At 70.4% G+C, this 18,363-nt stretch carries 12 protein-coding genes; 8 read left to right on the top strand and 4 right to left on the bottom strand.

Features of this window, described 5'->3' with window-relative positions; translation table 11 throughout:
* Positions 1-9 precede the first annotated feature (9 nt).
* A complete protein-coding gene (locus ACFWQG_RS02030; protein WP_378505886.1) occupies positions 10-636 on the top strand; it encodes a DUF305 domain-containing protein in 627 nt (208 codons plus the stop codon).
* Between the two features lie 59 nt (positions 637-695).
* Here ACFWQG_RS02030 and ACFWQG_RS02025 read toward each other — a convergent pair whose 3' ends face one another.
* The 3 genes from ACFWQG_RS02025 to ACFWQG_RS02015 form a co-directional block, all read right to left on the bottom strand.
* Positions 696-2,465, bottom strand: coding sequence for an FAD-dependent oxidoreductase (locus ACFWQG_RS02025; RefSeq protein ID WP_378505885.1), 1,770 nt, complete (start codon positions 2,463-2,465; stop codon positions 696-698).
* A 34-nt stretch (positions 2,466-2,499) separates the two neighbouring features.
* On the bottom strand, positions 2,500-3,495 hold the full coding sequence (locus ACFWQG_RS02020; protein ID WP_378505884.1) for a diiron oxygenase: 996 nt from the start codon (positions 3,493-3,495) through the stop codon (positions 2,500-2,502).
* A gap of 138 nt (positions 3,496-3,633) precedes the next feature.
* Positions 3,634-4,779, bottom strand: a complete 1,146-nt coding sequence (locus ACFWQG_RS02015; RefSeq protein WP_378505883.1) for a YbfB/YjiJ family MFS transporter — start codon at positions 4,777-4,779, stop codon at positions 3,634-3,636.
* 56 nt (positions 4,780-4,835) lie between these two features.
* Between ACFWQG_RS02015 and ACFWQG_RS02010 the strand changes: the two genes are divergently transcribed.
* From ACFWQG_RS02010 to ACFWQG_RS01995, 4 genes are all read left to right on the top strand, one after another.
* Positions 4,836-5,813 carry an ABC transporter ATP-binding protein gene (locus tag ACFWQG_RS02010; RefSeq protein WP_378505882.1) on the top strand — a complete coding sequence of 326 codons (978 nt, stop codon included), beginning with the start codon at positions 4,836-4,838 and terminating at the stop codon, positions 5,811-5,813.
* Positions 5,810-6,583 (top strand): hypothetical protein, encoded by a 774-nt coding sequence (locus ACFWQG_RS02005; RefSeq protein WP_378505881.1) that lies wholly within the window; start codon positions 5,810-5,812, stop codon positions 6,581-6,583. Before ACFWQG_RS02010 ends, ACFWQG_RS02005 begins: the two co-directional genes overlap by 4 nt.
* Positions 6,580-10,338 (top strand): ABC transporter ATP-binding protein, encoded by a 3,759-nt coding sequence (locus ACFWQG_RS02000; RefSeq protein ID WP_378505880.1) that lies wholly within the window; start codon positions 6,580-6,582, stop codon positions 10,336-10,338. Before ACFWQG_RS02005 ends, ACFWQG_RS02000 begins: the two co-directional genes overlap by 4 nt.
* A 134-nt stretch (positions 10,339-10,472) precedes the next feature.
* Positions 10,473-14,216 carry a multifunctional oxoglutarate decarboxylase/oxoglutarate dehydrogenase thiamine pyrophosphate-binding subunit/dihydrolipoyllysine-residue succinyltransferase subunit gene (locus tag ACFWQG_RS01995; protein ID WP_378505879.1) on the top strand — a complete coding sequence of 1,248 codons (3,744 nt, stop codon included), beginning with the start codon at positions 10,473-10,475 and terminating at the stop codon, positions 14,214-14,216.
* A gap of 125 nt (positions 14,217-14,341) precedes the next feature.
* Here ACFWQG_RS01995 and ACFWQG_RS01990 read toward each other — a convergent pair whose 3' ends face one another.
* Positions 14,342-14,965 carry a TetR/AcrR family transcriptional regulator gene (locus ACFWQG_RS01990; RefSeq protein ID WP_378505878.1) on the bottom strand — a complete coding sequence of 208 codons (624 nt, stop codon included), beginning with the start codon at positions 14,963-14,965 and terminating at the stop codon, positions 14,342-14,344.
* A gap of 72 nt (positions 14,966-15,037) precedes the next feature.
* Here ACFWQG_RS01990 and ACFWQG_RS01985 point away from each other — a divergent pair, with 72 nt between their 5' ends.
* Genes ACFWQG_RS01985 through ACFWQG_RS01975 form a run of 3 tightly spaced genes read left to right on the top strand, consistent with a single transcriptional unit; the run spans position 15,038 to position 18,346 of the window.
* Positions 15,038-16,606, top strand: a complete 1,569-nt coding sequence (locus ACFWQG_RS01985; RefSeq protein WP_378505877.1) for a flavin-containing monooxygenase — start codon at positions 15,038-15,040, stop codon at positions 16,604-16,606.
* Positions 16,603-17,439 carry an SDR family NAD(P)-dependent oxidoreductase gene (locus ACFWQG_RS01980; protein WP_378505876.1) on the top strand — a complete coding sequence of 279 codons (837 nt, stop codon included), beginning with the start codon at positions 16,603-16,605 and terminating at the stop codon, positions 17,437-17,439. The genes ACFWQG_RS01985 and ACFWQG_RS01980 overlap by 4 nt, the downstream gene beginning before the upstream one ends.
* A gap of 4 nt (positions 17,440-17,443) precedes the next feature.
* Positions 17,444-18,346 (top strand): alpha/beta hydrolase, encoded by a 903-nt coding sequence (locus tag ACFWQG_RS01975; protein ID WP_378505875.1) that lies wholly within the window; start codon positions 17,444-17,446, stop codon positions 18,344-18,346.
* Positions 18,347-18,363 lie beyond the last annotated feature (17 nt).

The following is an 18,363-nucleotide window of genomic DNA, read 5'->3' as shown; positions in this document are numbered from 1 at the left end:
AGGCACGAAATGACTACTCGCACCACCACCGCAGGATTCGTCGCCGCCCTGGCCGCCGCCGCCCTCGTCCTCGCCGGCTGCTCGACCGACGACGGCACCGACGGGCATTCGATGGACTCGATGAGCTCGATGACGACGTCGGCGCAGGAATCCGGCGAGATGTCGTCCGAGCACAATGCCGCCGACGTGGCGTGGACGCAGATGATGATCCCGCACCACCAGCAGGCGGTGGAGATGGCGGCGCTCGCGGAGGGCCGCACCGAGAACCCACAGCTGCTGGCGCTGGCGGAACAGATCGAGGCCGCGCAGGACCCGGAGATCAAGCAGATGACCGGGTGGCTCGCCGCGTGGGGCGCGCCGACCATGACGGGCGCGGAGATGGATCACTCCATGCACGGCGACGACATGGGCGGCATGATGTCCGACGAGCAGATGACACAGCTGGAGAATTCCACCGGCGCCGAGTTCGACCGGGCGTGGCTGGAGATGATGATCGCCCACCATCAGGGCGCGGTCGAGTCGTCGAAGCAGATCGAGGCCGACGGGCAGAACCCGGAGGTCCGCGAGCTGGCCGCCGCGATCATTGCCGGGCAGCAGACCGAGATCGACCAGATGACCGCGATGCTCGGGCGCTAGCGCGCGGCACCCGCCGTCGCCCGAGGCGGCGGCGGGTGCCCGTGGTCGCAGGGTCAGGGTCAGGGGCGAAGGATCGCCGCCTGCGCGGGTGCCTGCCTGCGCCGCAGCACCGCCCGCATGCCCCCACCCGACGCTGCGCTCGGCGCGGCGGCCGCCCTGGCGATCGCGAGCAGTTCGGACTCGTCGCTGATCTTTTCCCGGACCCGGCCCGCCGCCGCGCCGCGGCGCAGTTCCTCCGCGTCGATCGCGCGCCACCCCGCCGCGTCGATCACCGCGGGCTGCCTGTCCCGGACGAGGTGTCGCAGCTCGGCGTTGCCGCGGCTCGGCGATCCGAGTCGACCGGCGTTGAAGTCGTCGACGAGACCGCGGACGGTGTCCTGCGCGCAGGACTTGTTGGTGCCGATGAAGCCGCTCGGTCCGCGCTTGATCCATCCGGTCGCGTACACCCCGGGCAGCACGTCCCCGCCGGGCGCGTCGAGCACCCGTCCCGCCTCGTTGGGGATGACGCCCCGACCGGCGTCGAACGGCACGCCCGCGATCTGAGTCCCCCGGTATCCGATCGAGGTGAGCACCAGTCCGGCGTCGATCCGTTCGGTCTCACCGGTCGCCACCAGCGCGCCGTCGTCGAACGTGTTGTGCGCGACGTCGACGCCAGCGACCCGCTCGTCCCCGACGATGCCGGTCGGGCCGAGGAGGTAGCGGAAGACGATCCGCCTGCGTCCCGGCGTCGGCTCGGTGATCCGGTCGAGGAGGCGCAGCTTCTGCGCGACGGCGTGATCGAGTTCGCCTCGGGCCGCGGAACTCTCGAGTTCCGGATCGATGCCGGGATGCTGCACCAGCACGTCGATGTCGGGCAGATCGAGCAGTCCGGCGAACTCGGGGACGGTGAACGCCGACTGCGCGAACCCGCGGCGCGCAAGGATCACGACCTCCTCGATCGCGCTGCGGCGCAATGCCTCCAGTGCGTACGGGGCGATGTCGGTCGCGGCGAGGGTGTCCGGGTCCGCGGTGAGGATCCGCGCGACGTCGAGCGCGACGTTGCCGTTCCCGATCACGACCGCCCTGCGGTGCGACAGGTCGACCGCGTCGTCGGCGTGATCGGGGTGCCCGTTGTACCAGGCGACGAAGTCGGTCGCGGAGGTGCTGCCCGGCAGGTCCTCCCCCGCGATCCCGAGCCTGCGGTCCCTGGAGGCACCCGATGCGTAGATGACCGCATGGTGATGGGCAAGCAGCTCGTCGTGCGAAATATGCTGCCCCACCTCGACATTCAGGTGGTACTCAAAACCCGACTGCTGCGCGATCACGTCGTACAGCCTGCCGACCTGTTTGGTCTTCTGATGGTCCGGGGCCACCCCGGCCCGAACGAGCCCGTGCGGCACCGGGAGCCGGTCGAAGACATTGACGGTCACGCCGGGCTGGGTGAGCAGTTCGTCGGCCGCGTACATCGCGGCCGGCCCGGATCCGACGATCGCGACCCGCAGCGGCCCGCGGTCCGTGCGCACCTGCGCGGCGGCGGTGACCTTGGCGAGCGCGGGCCGGGTCTCGGTGCCGCCGATCTTGGCCCGCTCTTCGTGCGGTTCCTTGTAGTAGTCGGCGTTGATCTGCAGGTACTGCACCTGCGGAGGCGTCAGCTTCTTCTGCGGAACGATCGCGTCGACCGGGCACGCCGACACGCAGGCGCCGCAGTCGACGCAGGCTGCCGGGTCGATGTGCAGCATCTCCGCGGTAAGGAAGTCGGGCTCGTCCGGGGTCGGGTGGATGCAGTTGACCGGGCAGGCATAGACGCACGAGGCGTCGCTGCAGCAGGACTGGGTGACGACATGGGGCATTGCGGCGATCCGATCTGCTGTGGTGCGGCGGGCCTCAGGCGGCGCGGCGGTGCGGTTCGCTGCGGTACCGGGATGCGTCGCCGTCCATCTTGCAGGCCTTCCACACCCGCTTCGACACCCGGTTCATCAGGCCAGCGTCGCTGGCGAGCATCCGCACGTCGCCGAAGTAGTTCCGCAGCGCCTGCTGCGACTGCGGGCTGTCCCAGAACAGCTCCTTGCGCACCGACTTGGGGATGTCGAACCGCCGCCAGAACGACTTCGGCGGGATCACGATCGCGTCGCACAGGATGCGCATTGTGATCGGCGTGGCGATCGAGAGCGCGAACCGGCCCGCCCGGGACATCATCGGCACCCGGCGGCGCAGGAACCGGTGCGCGAACGAGATGTGCCGCGCCTCCTCGGCGACGTGGATTGCCATCACGGACTTCATGATCGGGTGCATCGGGCTGTCGCCGCGCAGGAACGACTTCTGCAGGTGGTCGATCGGCTCCTCACCCGCGAGCACGCCGACGAAGAAGAGTTCCGGCAGCGGGGTCGCGGCGAGCGGGATGAAGGCGGAGAGGGTGCGCAGCACCGGGCCCATGCCCGGGGCGTCGGCACCGATCCGGTTCACCATCTCCTGAAACATCAGGGTGTGGTGGCCCTCCTCGATGCACTCGTGGGTGCAGTACCGGTACTCGGCGGACCCGTTGGGCAGGTAGAAGACGTACTGCATCATGCCGCGGATCAGGATGTTCTCGAACTGCAGGCCGACCTTCGCGACGTTGGCCTGGCGCCACATCCCGATCTCGATCTGCTTCTCCCGCGACTGCGCCTGGTACCAGGGGTGCGCGCCGAGCGGGTCATCCTCCGGGTTGAGGATCCAGCGGTCGTCGTCGGGGACGACGGCGAACTCCGGGGAGTCCCAATCGATGTCGACGTACGGGTCAAAGTGCTTGTGCACCGACGCCTCGGACAGCTGCCGCAGGACGTCGTCGTAGTCGTCGGCGGCCGCGGCGGCCTGGTCGTCCCGTGTCGTCGACAGTGTCATCACGTCTCCCGTGTGTGGTGAACAGCAGCTGTGGCGAGTCAGCGTTGACAGGCCGGGTGGCCCGCAACACACGGGTAACTGTAACCGGTAGTTGCAGTCAAAAGCCAGGGGTTGGGCGAAACTTGTCCGGCCGGGGCGTCACCGCGCCCGTTCCGCGCGCAGCACCGGCACCATGCACAGCGCTCCCACCGCGAGAACCGCCGCCGCCACCGCGAGGGCAGCGGAGTAGCCGCCGCCAAGCAGGGGTGCGACGGCCACCGGCCCGATCACCTGCCCGAGCCCGTACACCGACGTCAGGATCGCCGCCGCCCGCGGCCCGGCCAGCCGCGCCCCCTCCCCCAACGCGAGCATCACGATCGCGATCATCGTGCCGCCGAAACACAGGGCAGCGACGAGTTGCACCGCGGGCGACCCGGTCGCGGCGGACACCGCAACCGCGACGGCCTGCACGACCAGCGCGGCCGTCGTCGTCACCGCGGGCGACCGTCTGCGCGCGAGCCGGTTCCACACCACGCAGGACGGGATCACCGCCGCACCGACCGCGATCCATACCGCCGACCCCAGCCAGTGCGCCTGCCCGGTCGACGCCACCGCGGCGACGAGGAACGTCGCGGAGATGATGTAGCCCAGTCCCTCACAGAAGTAGGCCGCCGTCAGCCACCCGAAGCCGCGGCCGGGCCGGGCAGCGGGAACGGCGGGCGCCGCATCGCGGGCGGCCACCCGCGGTTCGCCGGGCAGCGACCACGCCGCGACCGCGAGCACCGCGGCCAACCCCGCGCACACCAGCCACGCCACCCGCCAGTCCGCCTCCCGCCCCAGTGCGAGGATCGCGACCGCCGACAGCACGATCCCGCCGCCGACCCCACCGAACACCCAGCCGACACCGTCACCGCCCGCCCGGACCCGTTGGTGCGCGACCCGGGCGGTGAACACGAACACCGCCGCGCTCGCCGCGCCGGCGACGAAGCGCAGCACCAGCCACGCGAGCTCGGACTCGGTCACCGCCATCGCCGCGATCGTGACGATCAGCGACACCAGCGACACCCGCAGCGACAGCTGGCTCTGCGCGATCCGGTGCACCGCGATCGCGGCGACCGCGCCGGCCAGGTACCCGAGGTAGTTCGCGGTCGCGAGCGTCGCGGCCGCCTCCGGCCCGAGACCGGTCCCGTCCAGCATCAGCGGGAGGATCGGGGTGAACGCGAACCGACCGAGCCCCATCGCCACCGAGAGGGCGAGGAACGCCCGGACCACCACGAACCGATCATCGGTACCCGAGCAACTCACCCGGAACACGCTACGACGCGGCGCAGCGCCCCCGGACGTCGCCTAGGGTTCACGTCATGAGTCCTGGTGTCCCTGCCGTCGACGTCGTCGGGCTGACGAAGACGTTCGGGGCCTCCGTTGCCGTGTCGAACCTGAGCTTCACGGTGCCCGTCGGCTCGATCACCGGCTTCGTCGGCCCGAACGGTGCCGGGAAGACGACCACCCTGCGGATGCTGCTCGGGCTCGTCGCCCCGACGTCCGGGTACGCGACGGTGGCCGGGCTCCCGTTCACTGAGCTGCCGCACCCGGCTCGCACCGTCGGGGTGCTGCTCGACTCGCAGAGCATGCATCCCGCGCGCTCCGGCCTCGCGCACCTACTCGTCTACGCGGCCGCGATCGGGGTTCCCGACGATCGCGCCGGCGAGGTGCTGACCACCGTCGGACTCGGGCCTGCCGCCCGGCAGAAGGTGGACGCCTATTCGCTCGGCATGCGTCAGCGGCTCGCGCTGGCAACCGCCCTGCTCGGGGACCCGCAGATCCTCGTCCTCGACGAACCGGCGAACGGGCTCGACCCCGAGGGCATCGCCTGGCTGCGGCAGTTCCTCCGCGCGTTCGCCGCGACCGGGCGGACGGTGCTGATGTCGAGTCACCTGCTCGGGGAGCTGGAACAGACCGTGGACCGGCTGGTGATCGTTGACCGCGGCAGCCTCGTGTACCAGGGCGGGGTGGACGAGTTGCGGGCCGCGCACAGCGCCCGCGTGCTCGTCGCCGCCTCCGATCCAGCGACGCTCGCCCTCGCGCTCGGGGCCCGGGGCGTCACCGATGCGCAGGTGATGCCGGACGGCAGGCTCGCGGTCCGCGGCGCCGACGAACCGGCGATCGCGGCGGCAGCGGCGGCTGCCGGGGTCCGGATCTTCGGCATCGCGACCGAGCGGGTCGACCTCGAGCAGGTGTTCCTGTCGATGACGTCCGGGCGGTTCGCCGCGCCCGGCGCCGGACCTGCCGCGGCACCGCAACCCGGCCCGTACCCGATGCCATGGGAGGGCCAACGATGAGCGCGCTGGTCACCGCCGAACTCCGCAAGGTGCTGACGCTGCGGTTCTGGTGGGCACTCGCGATCGCCCCGGTCGTGGTCGCCCTCTTCGCCGCGTCCATCTACGCGGCGATGGCGGACGGCCTCGCCTCCTCCTTCGATTCCGACCTGTCCACGGGCGCGGTCTCCGTCGGGCTGGTCGTCGCGATCGCGTGGGCGGTGCTGTTCGCCGGGATCTTCGGGGCGGTCAATGCCGGCACCGAGTTCCGGCACCGGACCCTGACCCCGACGTTCGTCACCACCCGCGGCCGGGACCGGGTGCTCGCCGCGAAGCTGGCGGTGACCGCGCTCGTCGGGCTCGGCTACGCGGTCGCGGTGGAACTGGTTGCCGTCGCGTGCATGGCGGTTTTCGGGGGAGATCGGTTCGCGGTGACCCCGGCGATCCTCGCGATGGTCGCCGCGGGCGCGGTGGCGACCGTGGCATGGTCGCTGATCGGCGCGGGCCTTGGGCTGCTGTTCGCCTCCCCCACGGCCGCCGCAATCACCCTCCTCGCCTGGTATCCGGTCGGCGAACTGGTCACCGCCGCGGTCCTGTCGGGTGTCGGAGCCGGCGGCATCGGCAGGTGGCTGCCCGGCGCGGTCACCTGGTCGACGGTCGTCACCCCGGCGGCGGAGGGCACGGTCCTCGCCGGGTTCGCGCCGTGGCCCGGTGCCGCGAGCATGCTGCTCGTGTGGACGGCCGTCGCCGTTGCCCTCGGCTGGTGGTCCACCCGCAGCCGGGACATCACGTGACCCGCACCGGCTGGATTCGACGACTGACCGCCGAATGCTGGCGGCATCGCGGCCTGACCGTCGGTGCGCTGGCGGTCACGATGATCGCCGCGGTCATCGACATCACCTTCCCACTGCTGACCCGCATCGCGGTCGACGATGCGGCGACCGGCGCCACCGACGTGATCGTCGTGGTCGCGGCCGCGATCGCGGCGCTCGGCGTGGTCCGCTTCGGCTGCCAGTTCGCCCGCCGGATGCTGGCGGGCAGGCTGTCCCTCGACGTCCAGCACGACCTGCGCCTCGGGCTGCTCGGCTCGCTGCAGCGACTCGACGGGGTCGGACAGGACCAGCTGCGCACCGGGCAGGTCGTGTCCCGGTCCATCACCGACCTGCAGCTGGTGCAGGGCCTGCTGGCGATGGTGCCGCTGTCCGCGGGTGCGCTGCTGCAGTTCCTGCTCGCGATCGTCGTGATGGCCTGGCTGTCGCCGCTGCTCACCGTCGTCGCGCTGCTGGTCGTCCCCGCGGTGACGGTGGTGGTGCGCCGCGTCCGGCCGACGCTGTTCGCGGCCACCTGGTCGGCGCAGCAGCGGGCGGCGGACCTGGCGCAGCACGTCGAGGAAACCGTCACCGGGGTCCGCGTCGTGAAGGGCTTCGGTCAGGAAGCCCGGGCGGTCGGCAGGCTTGAGGAGTTGGGGCGCACCCTGTTCGCCGAACGGCTGCGCGCCGCCCGCGTCAACGCCCGGTTCACCCCGACGATGGCGGCGCTGCCCCAGCTGGGCCTGGTCGGGGTGATCGCCCTCGGCGGCGTCCTCGCGATGAACGGCACGATCACGATCGGCACCTTCCTCGCGTTCGCGACCTACGTCGCGACCATGTCCAATGTGACCCGGCTGCTGTCGTCGGTGGTGATCATGGCGCAGATGACCCGGGCCGCCGTCGAACGCGTCTACGAGGTGATCGACACCGAACCCGACGTCGCGGACCCGCCCCACCCGATCCAGCTGCCCGCCGGTCCGCTCGGGGTCCGGCTGCGCGGTGTCGACTTCGGGTTCGACCGGGATCGGCCGGTGCTCGCCGGGCTCGACCTCGACATCGCGCCCGGCGAGACGGTCGCCGTCGTCGGCCGCGCCGGATCCGGGAAGACGGCACTGTCGCTGCTGCTGCCCCGGTTCTACGCCCCCGAGGCAGGCTCCGTCGCGCTGACCGTCGACGGTCACCGCTACGACCTGTCGGCGCTGCGGGCAGACCAGCTCCGCGAGGCCGTCGGGTTGGTGTTCGACGAGCCGTTCCTGTTCTCGGACACCATCTCCGCGAACATCGCGCTCGGGCGCCCCGAGGCGAGCGCCGAGGAGATCCGTGCCGCGGCGACGATGGCCAGGGCCGACGAGTTCATCGAGGCACTCACCGACGGCTACGACACCGTCGTCGGTGAACGCGGGTTGACGCTGTCCGGTGGGCAACGTCAGCGGGTCGCGCTGGCCAGGGCGTTGCTGGTGGATCCGCGCCTGCTGATTCTCGACGACGCCACGTCCGCGGTCGACGCGGCGACGGAGGCGACGATCTTCGACGCCCTCCGGGAACGCACGGACCGCACCACCCTGATCCTCGCGCACCGGCGGTCGACGCTGTCCCTCGCCGACCGGGTGGCCGTCCTCGACGGCGGCCGGATCATCGACCACGGCACCGTCGCCGACCTCGACGCCCGCTGCCCGCTGTTCCGGGACCTGCTCGCCGACCCCGACGGCGAGCCCGACCCGGCCGACATCGACACCCCCGGCCCGGCTGCGGAGCCGGCGGACGATCGGCTGTGGCCCGAGGCGGTTTCCGGGTCGGCGTCCGATGCCGCGGCCCCCGACGCCGCCCGGGCGACGGCAGGCGGACCCGGCGGGGGCCCGATGGCCGGGGCGATGGGCGAGATGGCGGCCACCCCGGCACTGCTGGCGGCGGTCGCCGCGCTGCCGCCAGCCACCGACTCCCCCGGCGCCGACGACGAGGACCTGCGCCGACCCGATCCCGGCTTCCGGCTGGCGACCCTCCTGCGGCCGGTGCGCTGGATCCTCGCCGCGGTGGTGCTGTGCCTGGCCGCCGACTCGCTGGTCGGTGTCCTGCTCCCGTCGGTGGTGCGGTTCGCGATCGACCACGGCGTCACCCCCGACAGCCCGTCCGCACTGTGGTGGGCGACCGCGGCCGGGGTCGCGCTGGTCGCCGCCGACTGGGCGGTCGTCGCCGTGATGACCGTGATCACCGCGCGGGCGGGCGAGAAGGTGCTCTACGGCCTTCGGGTCCGCAGCTACGCCCACCTGCAGCGGCTCGGGCTCGACTACTACGAGCGGGAACTGTCCGGCCGGATCATGACGCGGATGACCACCGACGTCGACGCGCTCTCGTCGTTCCTCCAGACCGGCCTGTCCACCGCGGTGGTCAGCGTGCTCACCGTGGTCGGCATCTCGGTGGCGCTCCTGGTCACGGACCCGACGCTGGCGCTGGTCGCGCTCGCCGCCGTCCCACCGCTCCTGGTCGCCACGCTGGTCTTCCGGAGGGTGTCGTCGGCGGCGTACACGGTGTCCCGGGAGCGGATCTCACTGGTCAACGCGGACTTCCAGGAGAACGTGACCGGGCTGCGCGCCGCGCAGGCGTACCGGCGGGAGGACGTCGCGGCGCGCCGCTTCGCCGAACGCGCGGACAGCTACCGGCGGGCGCGGATGCGGTCGCAGACGGCGCTCTCCGTGTACTTCCCCCTGATCACCCTGCTGGCCGACCTGGCGCTGGCGGCGGTCGTGCTGATCGGGGCGATGCGGATCGCGGACGGCGCGACGACGTCCGGCGTGCTCGTCGCGTTCGTGCTGTACCTGGGTCTGCTGTTCGGCCCGATCCAGCAGCTGTCCCAGGTCTTCGACGGGTACCAGCAGGCGCAGGTCGGACTGCGCCGGATCGGTGACCTGATGCGCACCCCCAGCTCCATCGAAACCGCGGCGGCGGCCGAATCGACCCCGATCATGGGGCACCTCGGGGGTTCGGTTGATTTCGACACTGTGACGTTCCGGTATCGAGGTGCGGACACCGACGCGCTGCACGGTGTGAGGTTGCGGTTCGCGCCGGGCACGACCGTCGCGCTCGTCGGCCGCACCGGCGCAGGCAAGTCGACGGTGGTCAAGCTGCTCGCCCGGTTCTACGACCCGACCGACGGCACGGTCCGCGTCGACGGCGTCGACCTGCGCCGCTACCCGCTGCACGAGTACCGCGGCCGCCTCGGCGTCGTCCCCCAGGAGGCGCACCTGTTCTCCGGGGACGTCGCCTCGAACATCGCGTACGGCAAGCCCGAGGCCACCCGCGAGCAGATCACCGCGGCCGCCCGCGCGGTCGGCGCGCTCGACACGATCGCCGCACTGCCCGACGGCATGCACACCCCGATCGGGGAACGGGGGCAGGGACTGTCCGCGGGTCAGCGTCAACTCGTCGCGCTGGCGCGGGCCGAACTCGTCGACCCGGACCTGCTGCTGCTGGACGAGGCGACCGCGACACTGGATCCCGCCACCGAGCGCGTCGTTCTCGAGGCAAGTGGACGCCTGACCCGGGAGCGCACCTCGATCGTCGTCGCGCACCGCCTTGCGACCGCGGCGCGCGCCGATCTGGTGGTGGTGATCGACGGCGGCCGCGTCGTCGAGGTCGGTGAGCACGCCACGCTGCGGCACGCGGGCGGACCGTACGAGGACCTGTGGAATGCGGCCCGACATCAGGTGGGGAATAATCTGGCCGCCGAGACTGTCCTCGATTGAGAGAGCTGATCGCCGCCGCGTGACCCAGCTCACTCGGCACGCGCCCGGTGCGCGTTCGCCGCCAGAGGGGACTAGCCTCCCATGTACACGCGCCGATTTCGGGGACCAAGAGAGAAACGAGGCGAACACCTGCCGTGAGCAGCAGTTCTACGTCACAATTCGGACAGAACCAGTGGCTTGTCGACGAGATGTACCAGCGCTTCCAGGATGATCCCTCATCCGTGGACGCGAGCTGGCACGAGTTCCTCACCGACTACAAGCCGGACGCGCCGGGTGCGAACGGGCAGATCCCCGCGACCACTCCCGCCGCGACTCCTCCCTCCTCCTCCAACGGCACCGCCACCAACGGCGCCGCCACTCTCCCGCCCCCGCCCGCTCCGGCACCGCCCGCTCCGGCGCCGGCCGCTCCGAAGCCGGCCGCACCGAGTGCCCCGAGCGCTGCTGCTCCCGCGCCGAAGCCGAAGCCCGCCCCCGCCCCGAAGCCGGCGGCCGCAGCGACTCCGGCCGCCGCGCCCGAGTCGAAGGTCCTGCGCGGCGCCGCCGCCACCGTCGCCAGGAACATGTCCGCCTCGCTGCAGATCCCGACCGCCACCAGCGTGCGCGCCATCCCCGCGAAGCTGATGTTCGACAACCGGATCGTGATCAACAACCATCTCGCCCGCACCCGCGGCGGGAAGGTGTCGTTCACCCACCTGCTCGGCTACGCGATCGTGCAGGCGGTCAACTCGTTCCCGAACATGAACCGGCACTTCGCCGAGGTCGACGGCAAGCCGAACGTCGTCACCCCGACAAGCACGAACCTCGGCCTCGCGATCGACCTGCCCGGCAAGGACGGCAGCCGTTCGCTCGTCGTCGCCGCCATCAAGGGCACCGACACGATGAACTTCGTGCAGTTCTACAGCGCGTACGAGGACATCGTCCGCCGCGCCCGCGACGGCAAGCTCACCGCCGAGGACTTCTCCGGCGTGACGATCTCGCTGACCAACCCGGGCGGCATCGGCACCGTGCACTCGGTGCCGCGCCTGATGCAGGGCCAGGGCGCGATCATCGGTGCTGGCGCGATGGAGTACCCGGCCGAGTTTCAGGGCTCGAGCGCCGAGAAGATCGCCGAGATGGGCGTCGGCAAGCTGATGACCCTGACCTCCACCTACGATCACCGGATCATCCAGGGCGCCGAGTCCGGCGACTTCCTGCGCACGATCCACAACCTGCTGATCAGCGACGAGTTCTACGACGAGATCTTCCACTCGCTGCACATCCCGTACGAGCCGGTCCGCTGGCGTCAGGATGTGTCGGCGGGCGCCGTCGACAAGAGCACCCGGGTGCTTGAACTGATCGCCGCCTACCGGCACCGCGGCCACCTGATGGCCGACACCGACCCGCTGCAGTTCGTGAAGGACAAGTTCCGCAGCCACCCCGACCTCGACGTCACCACCCACGACCTGACGCTGTGGGACCTCGACCGCGAGTTCACCGTCGGCGGCTTCAACGGCAAGGACCGGATGAAGCTGCGCGACGTCCTGTCCATCCTGCGGGACGCGTACTGCAGGCACATCGGCGTCGAGTACACCCACATGCTCGACCCCGAGCAGACCCGGTGGCTGCAGGAGCGGGTCGAGGGCCCGCACCACAAGCCGACCGTCGCCCAGCAGAAGTACATCCTGAGCAAGCTCAACGCCGCCGAGGCGTTCGAGACGTTCCTGCAGACCAAGTACGTCGGGCAGAAGCGGTTCTCCCTCGAGGGTGCCGAGTCGGTCATCCCGATGATGGACGCCGTCATCGACCAGTCCGCCGAGCACGGCCTCGACGAGGTTGTCATCGGCATGCCGCACCGCGGCCGCCTGAACGTGCTCGCGAACATCGTCGGCAAGCCCTACTCGAAGATCTTCACCGAGTTCGAGGGCAACATGAACCCGGCGGCCGCGCACGGCTCCGGTGACGTGAAGTACCACCTCGGCGCCGAGGGCCAGTACATCCAGATGTTCGGCGACAACGACATCAAGGTCTCCCTCACCGCGAACCCGTCGCACCTCGAGGCCGTCGACCCGGTGCTCGAGGGCCTGGTCCGCGCCAAGCAGGACATCCTCGACAAGGGCCAGGAGGGCTTCACCGTCCTGCCGCTGATGCTGCACGGCGACGCCGCGTTCGCCGGTCAGGGTGTCGTCGCGGAGACGCTGAACCTGTCGCTGCTGCGCGGCTACCGCACCGGCGGCACCGTGCACATCGTCGTCAACAACCAGGTCGGCTTCACCACCGCGCCCGAGCACTCGCGTTCGTCCGAGTACTGCACGGATGTGGCGAAGATGATCGCCGCCCCGGTGTTCCACGTGAACGGTGACGACCCGGAGGCCTGCGTCTGGGTGGCGCAGCTCGCCGTGGACTTCCGCGAGAAGTTCCAGAAGGACGTCGTCATCGACATGATCTGCTACCGCCGCCGCGGCCACAACGAGGGCGACGACCCGTCGATGACGCAGCCGGCGATGTACGACCTGATCGACACCAAGCGCTCCGTCCGCAAGAGCTACACCGAGGCCCTGATCGGTCGCGGCGACATCTCGCTGAAGGAGGCCGAGGACGCCCTCCGCGACTACCAGGGTCAGCTGGAGCGGGTGTTCAACGAGGTCCGCGAGCTGGAGAAGTTCAAGCCGGAACCGTCGGAGTCGGTCGAGCTGGACCAGACCCCGCCCGCCCGCCTGCAGACCTCGGTCGACGCGGCGACCCTCGCCCGGATCGGTGACGCGTTCCTCAACGTCCCCGACGGCTTCACCGTGCACCCGCGCGTCAAGCCGGTCATCGAGAAGCGGCACGAGATGTCCCGCGAGGGCAAGATCGACTGGGCATTCGCGGAGCTGCTCGCGTTCGGTTCACTGGTCGAGCAGGGCGCCCTGGTGCGGTTGGCCGGACAGGACTCCCGCCGCGGCACATTCACGCAGCGGCATTCGGTGCTGATCGACCGGAAGAGCGGCGACGAGTACAACCCGATCGCCAGGATCGCCGCGGACGCCGACAACGGCGGCAAGTACATGGTCTACGACTCGGCGTTGACCGAGTTCGCGGGCCTCGGCTTCGAGTACGGCTACTCGGTCGGCAACCCCGACGCCCTCGTGCTGTGGGAGGCGCAGTTCGGCGACTTCGTCAACGGCGCGCAGACCATCATCGACGAGTTCATCTCGTCCGGTGAGGCCAAGTGGGGTCAGCTGTCCGATGTCGTGCTGCTGCTGCCGCACGGCCACGAGGGTCAGGGCCCGGACCACACCTCCGGCCGGATCGAGCGCTTCCTGCAGCTGTGCGCGGAGGGGTCGATGACGGTCGCGGTGCCGTCCACCCCCGCGTCGTACTTCCACCTGCTGCGGCGGCACCACCTCGACGGCATCCGCCGCCCGCTGGTGGTGTTCACCCCGAAGTCGATGCTCCGCAACAAGGCCGCGGTCTCCGAGCTCGAGGACTTCACCACCGGCAAGTTCCGCTCGGTGTTCGAGGAGCCCGGCTACGAGACCGGCGACGGCAACCGCGACAAGGTGACCCGGGTGCTGCTGGTCAGCGGCAAGCTGTACTGGGAGCTGCTGGCGCGCAAGCAGAAGGAGGGCCGCGAGGACGTCGCGATCGTCCGGATCGAGCAGCTCTACCCGCTGCCGAGCCGCCGCCTGCGCGAAACGCTGGACCGCTACCCGAACGCCACCGAGTTCCGCTGGGTCCAGGAGGAGCCGGCGAACCAGGGCGCGTGGCCGCTGTTCGGCCTTGCGCTGCCGGAGCTGCTGCCGGAGAAGCTGGCGGGCATCAAGCGCATCTCGCGGCGCGCCATGTCGGCCCCGTCGTCGGGTTCGAGCAAGGTGCACGCCGTCGAGCAGCAGGAGATCATCGACGAGGCGTTCCGCTGAGCCGGTGATCGCCTGACGGTCCTGACACGAAGCCGGGTCGAGTTCATCCACCGGGATGGGCTCGGCCCGGCTTCGTGCGCTCCGCGCCCGTGCGCGATTCTCACCCCAACTGGGGTACGGATCACTCACGGCCGCGGAGCGGAGCCTCCGAGGAGGGCGGCCGCGCCTGCGCCGAGGGCGACGGCGGGCAGGGCGGTGACGAGCAGCGCGATCAGCTCGTCGCGGGAGATCTGTTGCTCGCGAAGCCAACTGATGGCCGCCTCCTCCACGAAGGCGATCCACCCACGAACGGCGAGGGCGATGCGGGCGTCCGGCTCGATGCCGAGCCGAGGCAGCTGCGTCACGATCCGGTCGGCCATCGCCGCGCGGGTGCGTTCGAATTCGTCGCGCATCTGCGGGTCGCCGCTTGCGCTGCCGCGCAGCAGCGACACATAGGTGTTGCGGTTCTCGGACACGTAGTCGACATACGCGGCGACGGAGCCGTGCAGCATCGCCATCGGGTCGAGCGCCGGATCGGGCTCGGTGTGCGCGAGCATGTCGGCGCCCGCGTGCCGGACGATCGCCAAATGAAAGTCGTGCTTGGACGCGAAATAGTGGAACAGCAGCCCGCGCGACACCCCGGCCCGGTCCGCGATGTCCTCGACGGACACCTGCTCGAGGGGCCGTTCGGCGAGCATCCGGGCGCCGAGATCGATCAGTTGCGCGCGCCGCTCGTCCGGACTCATCCGGGTGCGTTTGACCGGCTCCATGACCCCACACCTTACTGAATCGAAGTCAACAACCTATTGACCGAGAGTTAGTAGCCCCATATCCTGCATTACATGAGTCTTCCAGTTACAGGTACTGCGGTGCCGTCCGGGGCCACCGCGCGCGAGATCGACACGCTGATCATCGGCAGCGGATTCGCCGGGCTCGGCGCCGCCGTGAAGCTGAGCCAGGAGGGAAAGACCAACTTCCTCGTCCTCGAACGAGGCTCCGACGTCGGCGGCACCTGGCGGGACAACACCTACCCCGGCGCCGCCTGCGACGTGCCCTCCCACCTGTACTCCTACTCGTTCGCGCTGAACCCGGACTGGACGCGCTCGTTCTCCACCCAACCCGAGATCCAGCGCTACATCGAGGCCGTGTCCCGCAAGTACCGGGTCCTCGACCGGCACGTCTTCAACTGCGACGTGCGGACCGCGCACTGGAACGCCGACCGCGCGCGCTGGGTGGTCGAGACCTCGCAGGGGACGTTCGTCGCGAAGATCGTCGTGTCCGCGGTCGGCGCGCTCTGCGAGCCGTCCCTGCCGAACATCAAGGGCATCGAGGGCTTCGAGGGCGAGATCTTCCACTCCGCGCAGTGGAACCACGACGTCGACCTCACCGGCAAGCGCGTCGCCGTGATCGGCACCGGCGCCTCGGCGATCCAGATCGTGCCCCAACTGGCCGCGCGGACCGCCCAACTCGACGTCTATCAGCGCACCGCTCCGTGGATCCTGCCGCGCGCCGACCGTCAGTACACCCGCGTGGAGAAGCTCGCGTTCAAGTACCTGCCCGGTTTCCAGAAGCTGTCCCGGCTCGGCATCTACCTGATGCGCGAGTCCCAGGTGGTCGGGCTCGCGAAGGCTCCAGCCTTCATGCGGCCGCTGCAGATCGCCGCGCAGCTCCACCTGCGCAGGCAGATCGCGGATCCGGTGCTGCGCAAGAAGGTCACCCCGAACTTCCGGATCGGGTGCAAGCGCATGCTGATCTCCAACAACTACTACCCCGCGCTGGCGCGGCCGACCACCGAGCTGGTCACCGACGGCATCGCCGAGGTCACCGCGACCGGCGTCGTCGACAGCACCGGACGCCGCCGCGACGTGGACGCGATCGTGGTCGCCACCGGATTCCATGTCACCGACTCGCCGACCTTCGCCGGCATCTTCGGCCGCGACGGCCGCAGTCTTGCCGAGGTGTTCGAGGAGCAGGGTCAGCAGGGCTACAAGGGGTCCGCCATCGCGAACTACCCCAACATGTTCTTCCTGGTCGGTCCCAACACCGGCCTCGGGCACACCTCGATGGTCTACATGATCGAGTCGCAGCTGAACTACGTCGTCGACGCGATCAACGTGATCGAGCGCAACGAGATCGGCACCGTCGAGGTACGCAAGGACGCGCAGGACGACTACAACCGCGACGTCCAGCGCAAGCTGAGCCACAGCGTGTGGAACAACGGCGGGTGCGCCAGCTGGTACCTCGACAAGCACGGCAACAACACCACCCTGTGGCCCGGCTTCACCTTCGAGTTCCGCAACCAGACCAAGCATTTCGATCTCGACGCCTACGACAGCGTCAACATCGCCGACCTGCCGACGGCGCAGGCGACCACCCCCGACAGCAACGACGAGAAGGTGACGGTTCAGTGAGCGAATTCGCAGGCAAGGTCGTTGTCATCACCGGTGCCGGATCCGGGATCGGCAGGGCACTCGCGCTGAACCTGGCACGACAGGGCGCGAAACTGGCGCTCTCCGACCAGAACAGCGTCGGGTTGGCGGAGACCGCCGACCTGGCACGGGGACTGGGAGCCGAGGTCAAGGCGGACCACCTCGATGTCACGCAGCGGGAAGCGGTCGCCGAGTACGCGGACGCCGTCGCGGCCCACTTCGGCACCGTCAACCAGGTGTACAACAACGCGGGCATCGCGTATCACGGGACGTTCGAGCGGTCCGAGTTCAAGGACATCGAGCGGATCATGGACGTCGACTTCTGGGGGGTCGTCAACGGAACCAAGGCGTTCCTGCCGCACCTGATCGCGTCCGGGGACGGGCACGTGGTCAACGTCTCGAGCCTGTTCGGCCTGCTGTCGATGCCCGGCCAGAGTGCATACAACGCGGCGAAGTTCGCGGTCCGCGGGTTCACCGAGTCGCTGCGCCAGGAGATGCTGATCGCCAAGCATCCGGTCAAGGTCACCTGCGTCCATCCGGGTGGCATCAAGACCGCGATCGCGCGCAACGCCACCGCGGGCCCCGACGAGGACCTCGCCTCGTTCTCCGAGTTCTTCGACAAGAAGCTGGCCCGCACGACGCCGGAGTCCGCCGCGGCAACCATCGTCAACGGGGTCCGCAAGGGCAGGGCCCGGGTCCTGATCGGTGCCGATGCGAAGCTCCTCGACGCCTGGGTCCGCCTGGTCGGCTCGAGCTACCAACGGATCGTCGCGGAGGTCGCGGGCCGCGTCATGCCGAAGCCGAAGGCGAAGTAGCCCGGTGCCGTACCTGCCGCGGCCGCTGGTTGCCGCCAACCTGGGGCTGTTCTATCGGGTCGCGCTGCACCGGTCGTTGCCCGCGCCGGTGGCCCGCCGGGTGCTCGACGCGGGCGCCGTCGTGCAGCGCCTCCCGCGGGACACCGTCGTCCGCCGGGTCACCCTGGCGGGTCGACCCGCCGAGTGCGTCACGGTCGGGGCCACCGAGCGCCGCACCGCGGTCCTGTACCTGCACGGCGGCGGGTACACGCTCGGGTCACTCACCACCCACCGCTCGGTCGCGGCGCACCTGGCACGGGAGACCGGGGCAGCGGTGTACGTCCTGGACTACCGGCTGGCACCCGAACACCGGTATCCGGCGGCGTTGGACGATGCGGTCGCCGCATACATCGAGCTGATCGGCGAGTACGGATTCACTCCGGATCAGCTTGCGGTCGCGGGTGATTCGGCGGGCGGCGGGCTCGCCGTTGGCACCGCCCGCCGGCTGATCGACCGGTACAGCGTCCGGCCGGCCGCCCTCGCCCTGATCGCACCGTGGGTCGATCCGGGCGCAAGGGACGCCCCGTTCGACCGCGACCTGGTGGTCAACACCGATTGGTCCTTCCGTGCGGCCGACGCCTACCTCGGCGGCGGCGACCCCGCCGACCCCGGCTTCGCGCCGCTCCGCGGCGACCTGACCGGGCTGCCGCCGACGGTCGTGCACATCGGCACCAGCGAGGTGCTGTACCCGCAGGCGGTCGAGTTGACCGACCGGCTGCGGGCCGCGGGCGTCAGCGTCGAGTACCGCGAGTACCCGACCCTCTGGCACGTCGCGCACCTGCAGGCGTCGCTGGTCCGGGACGCCGACGACGCGGTCCGCGACCTCGGCGCGTTCCTGCGCGCGGCGCTGGCCCGCACCCCCGCCTGAACGGGCCGGGGCGCGGC

This window comes from Rhodococcus sp. NPDC058532 (assembly GCF_042719255.1).
In the GTDB taxonomy this organism is placed as follows: domain Bacteria; phylum Actinomycetota; class Actinomycetes; order Mycobacteriales; family Mycobacteriaceae; genus Rhodococcus_G.
The sequence above is the reverse complement of the archived record's forward strand: the minus strand, read 5'-3'. Positions and strand labels throughout refer to the sequence as shown.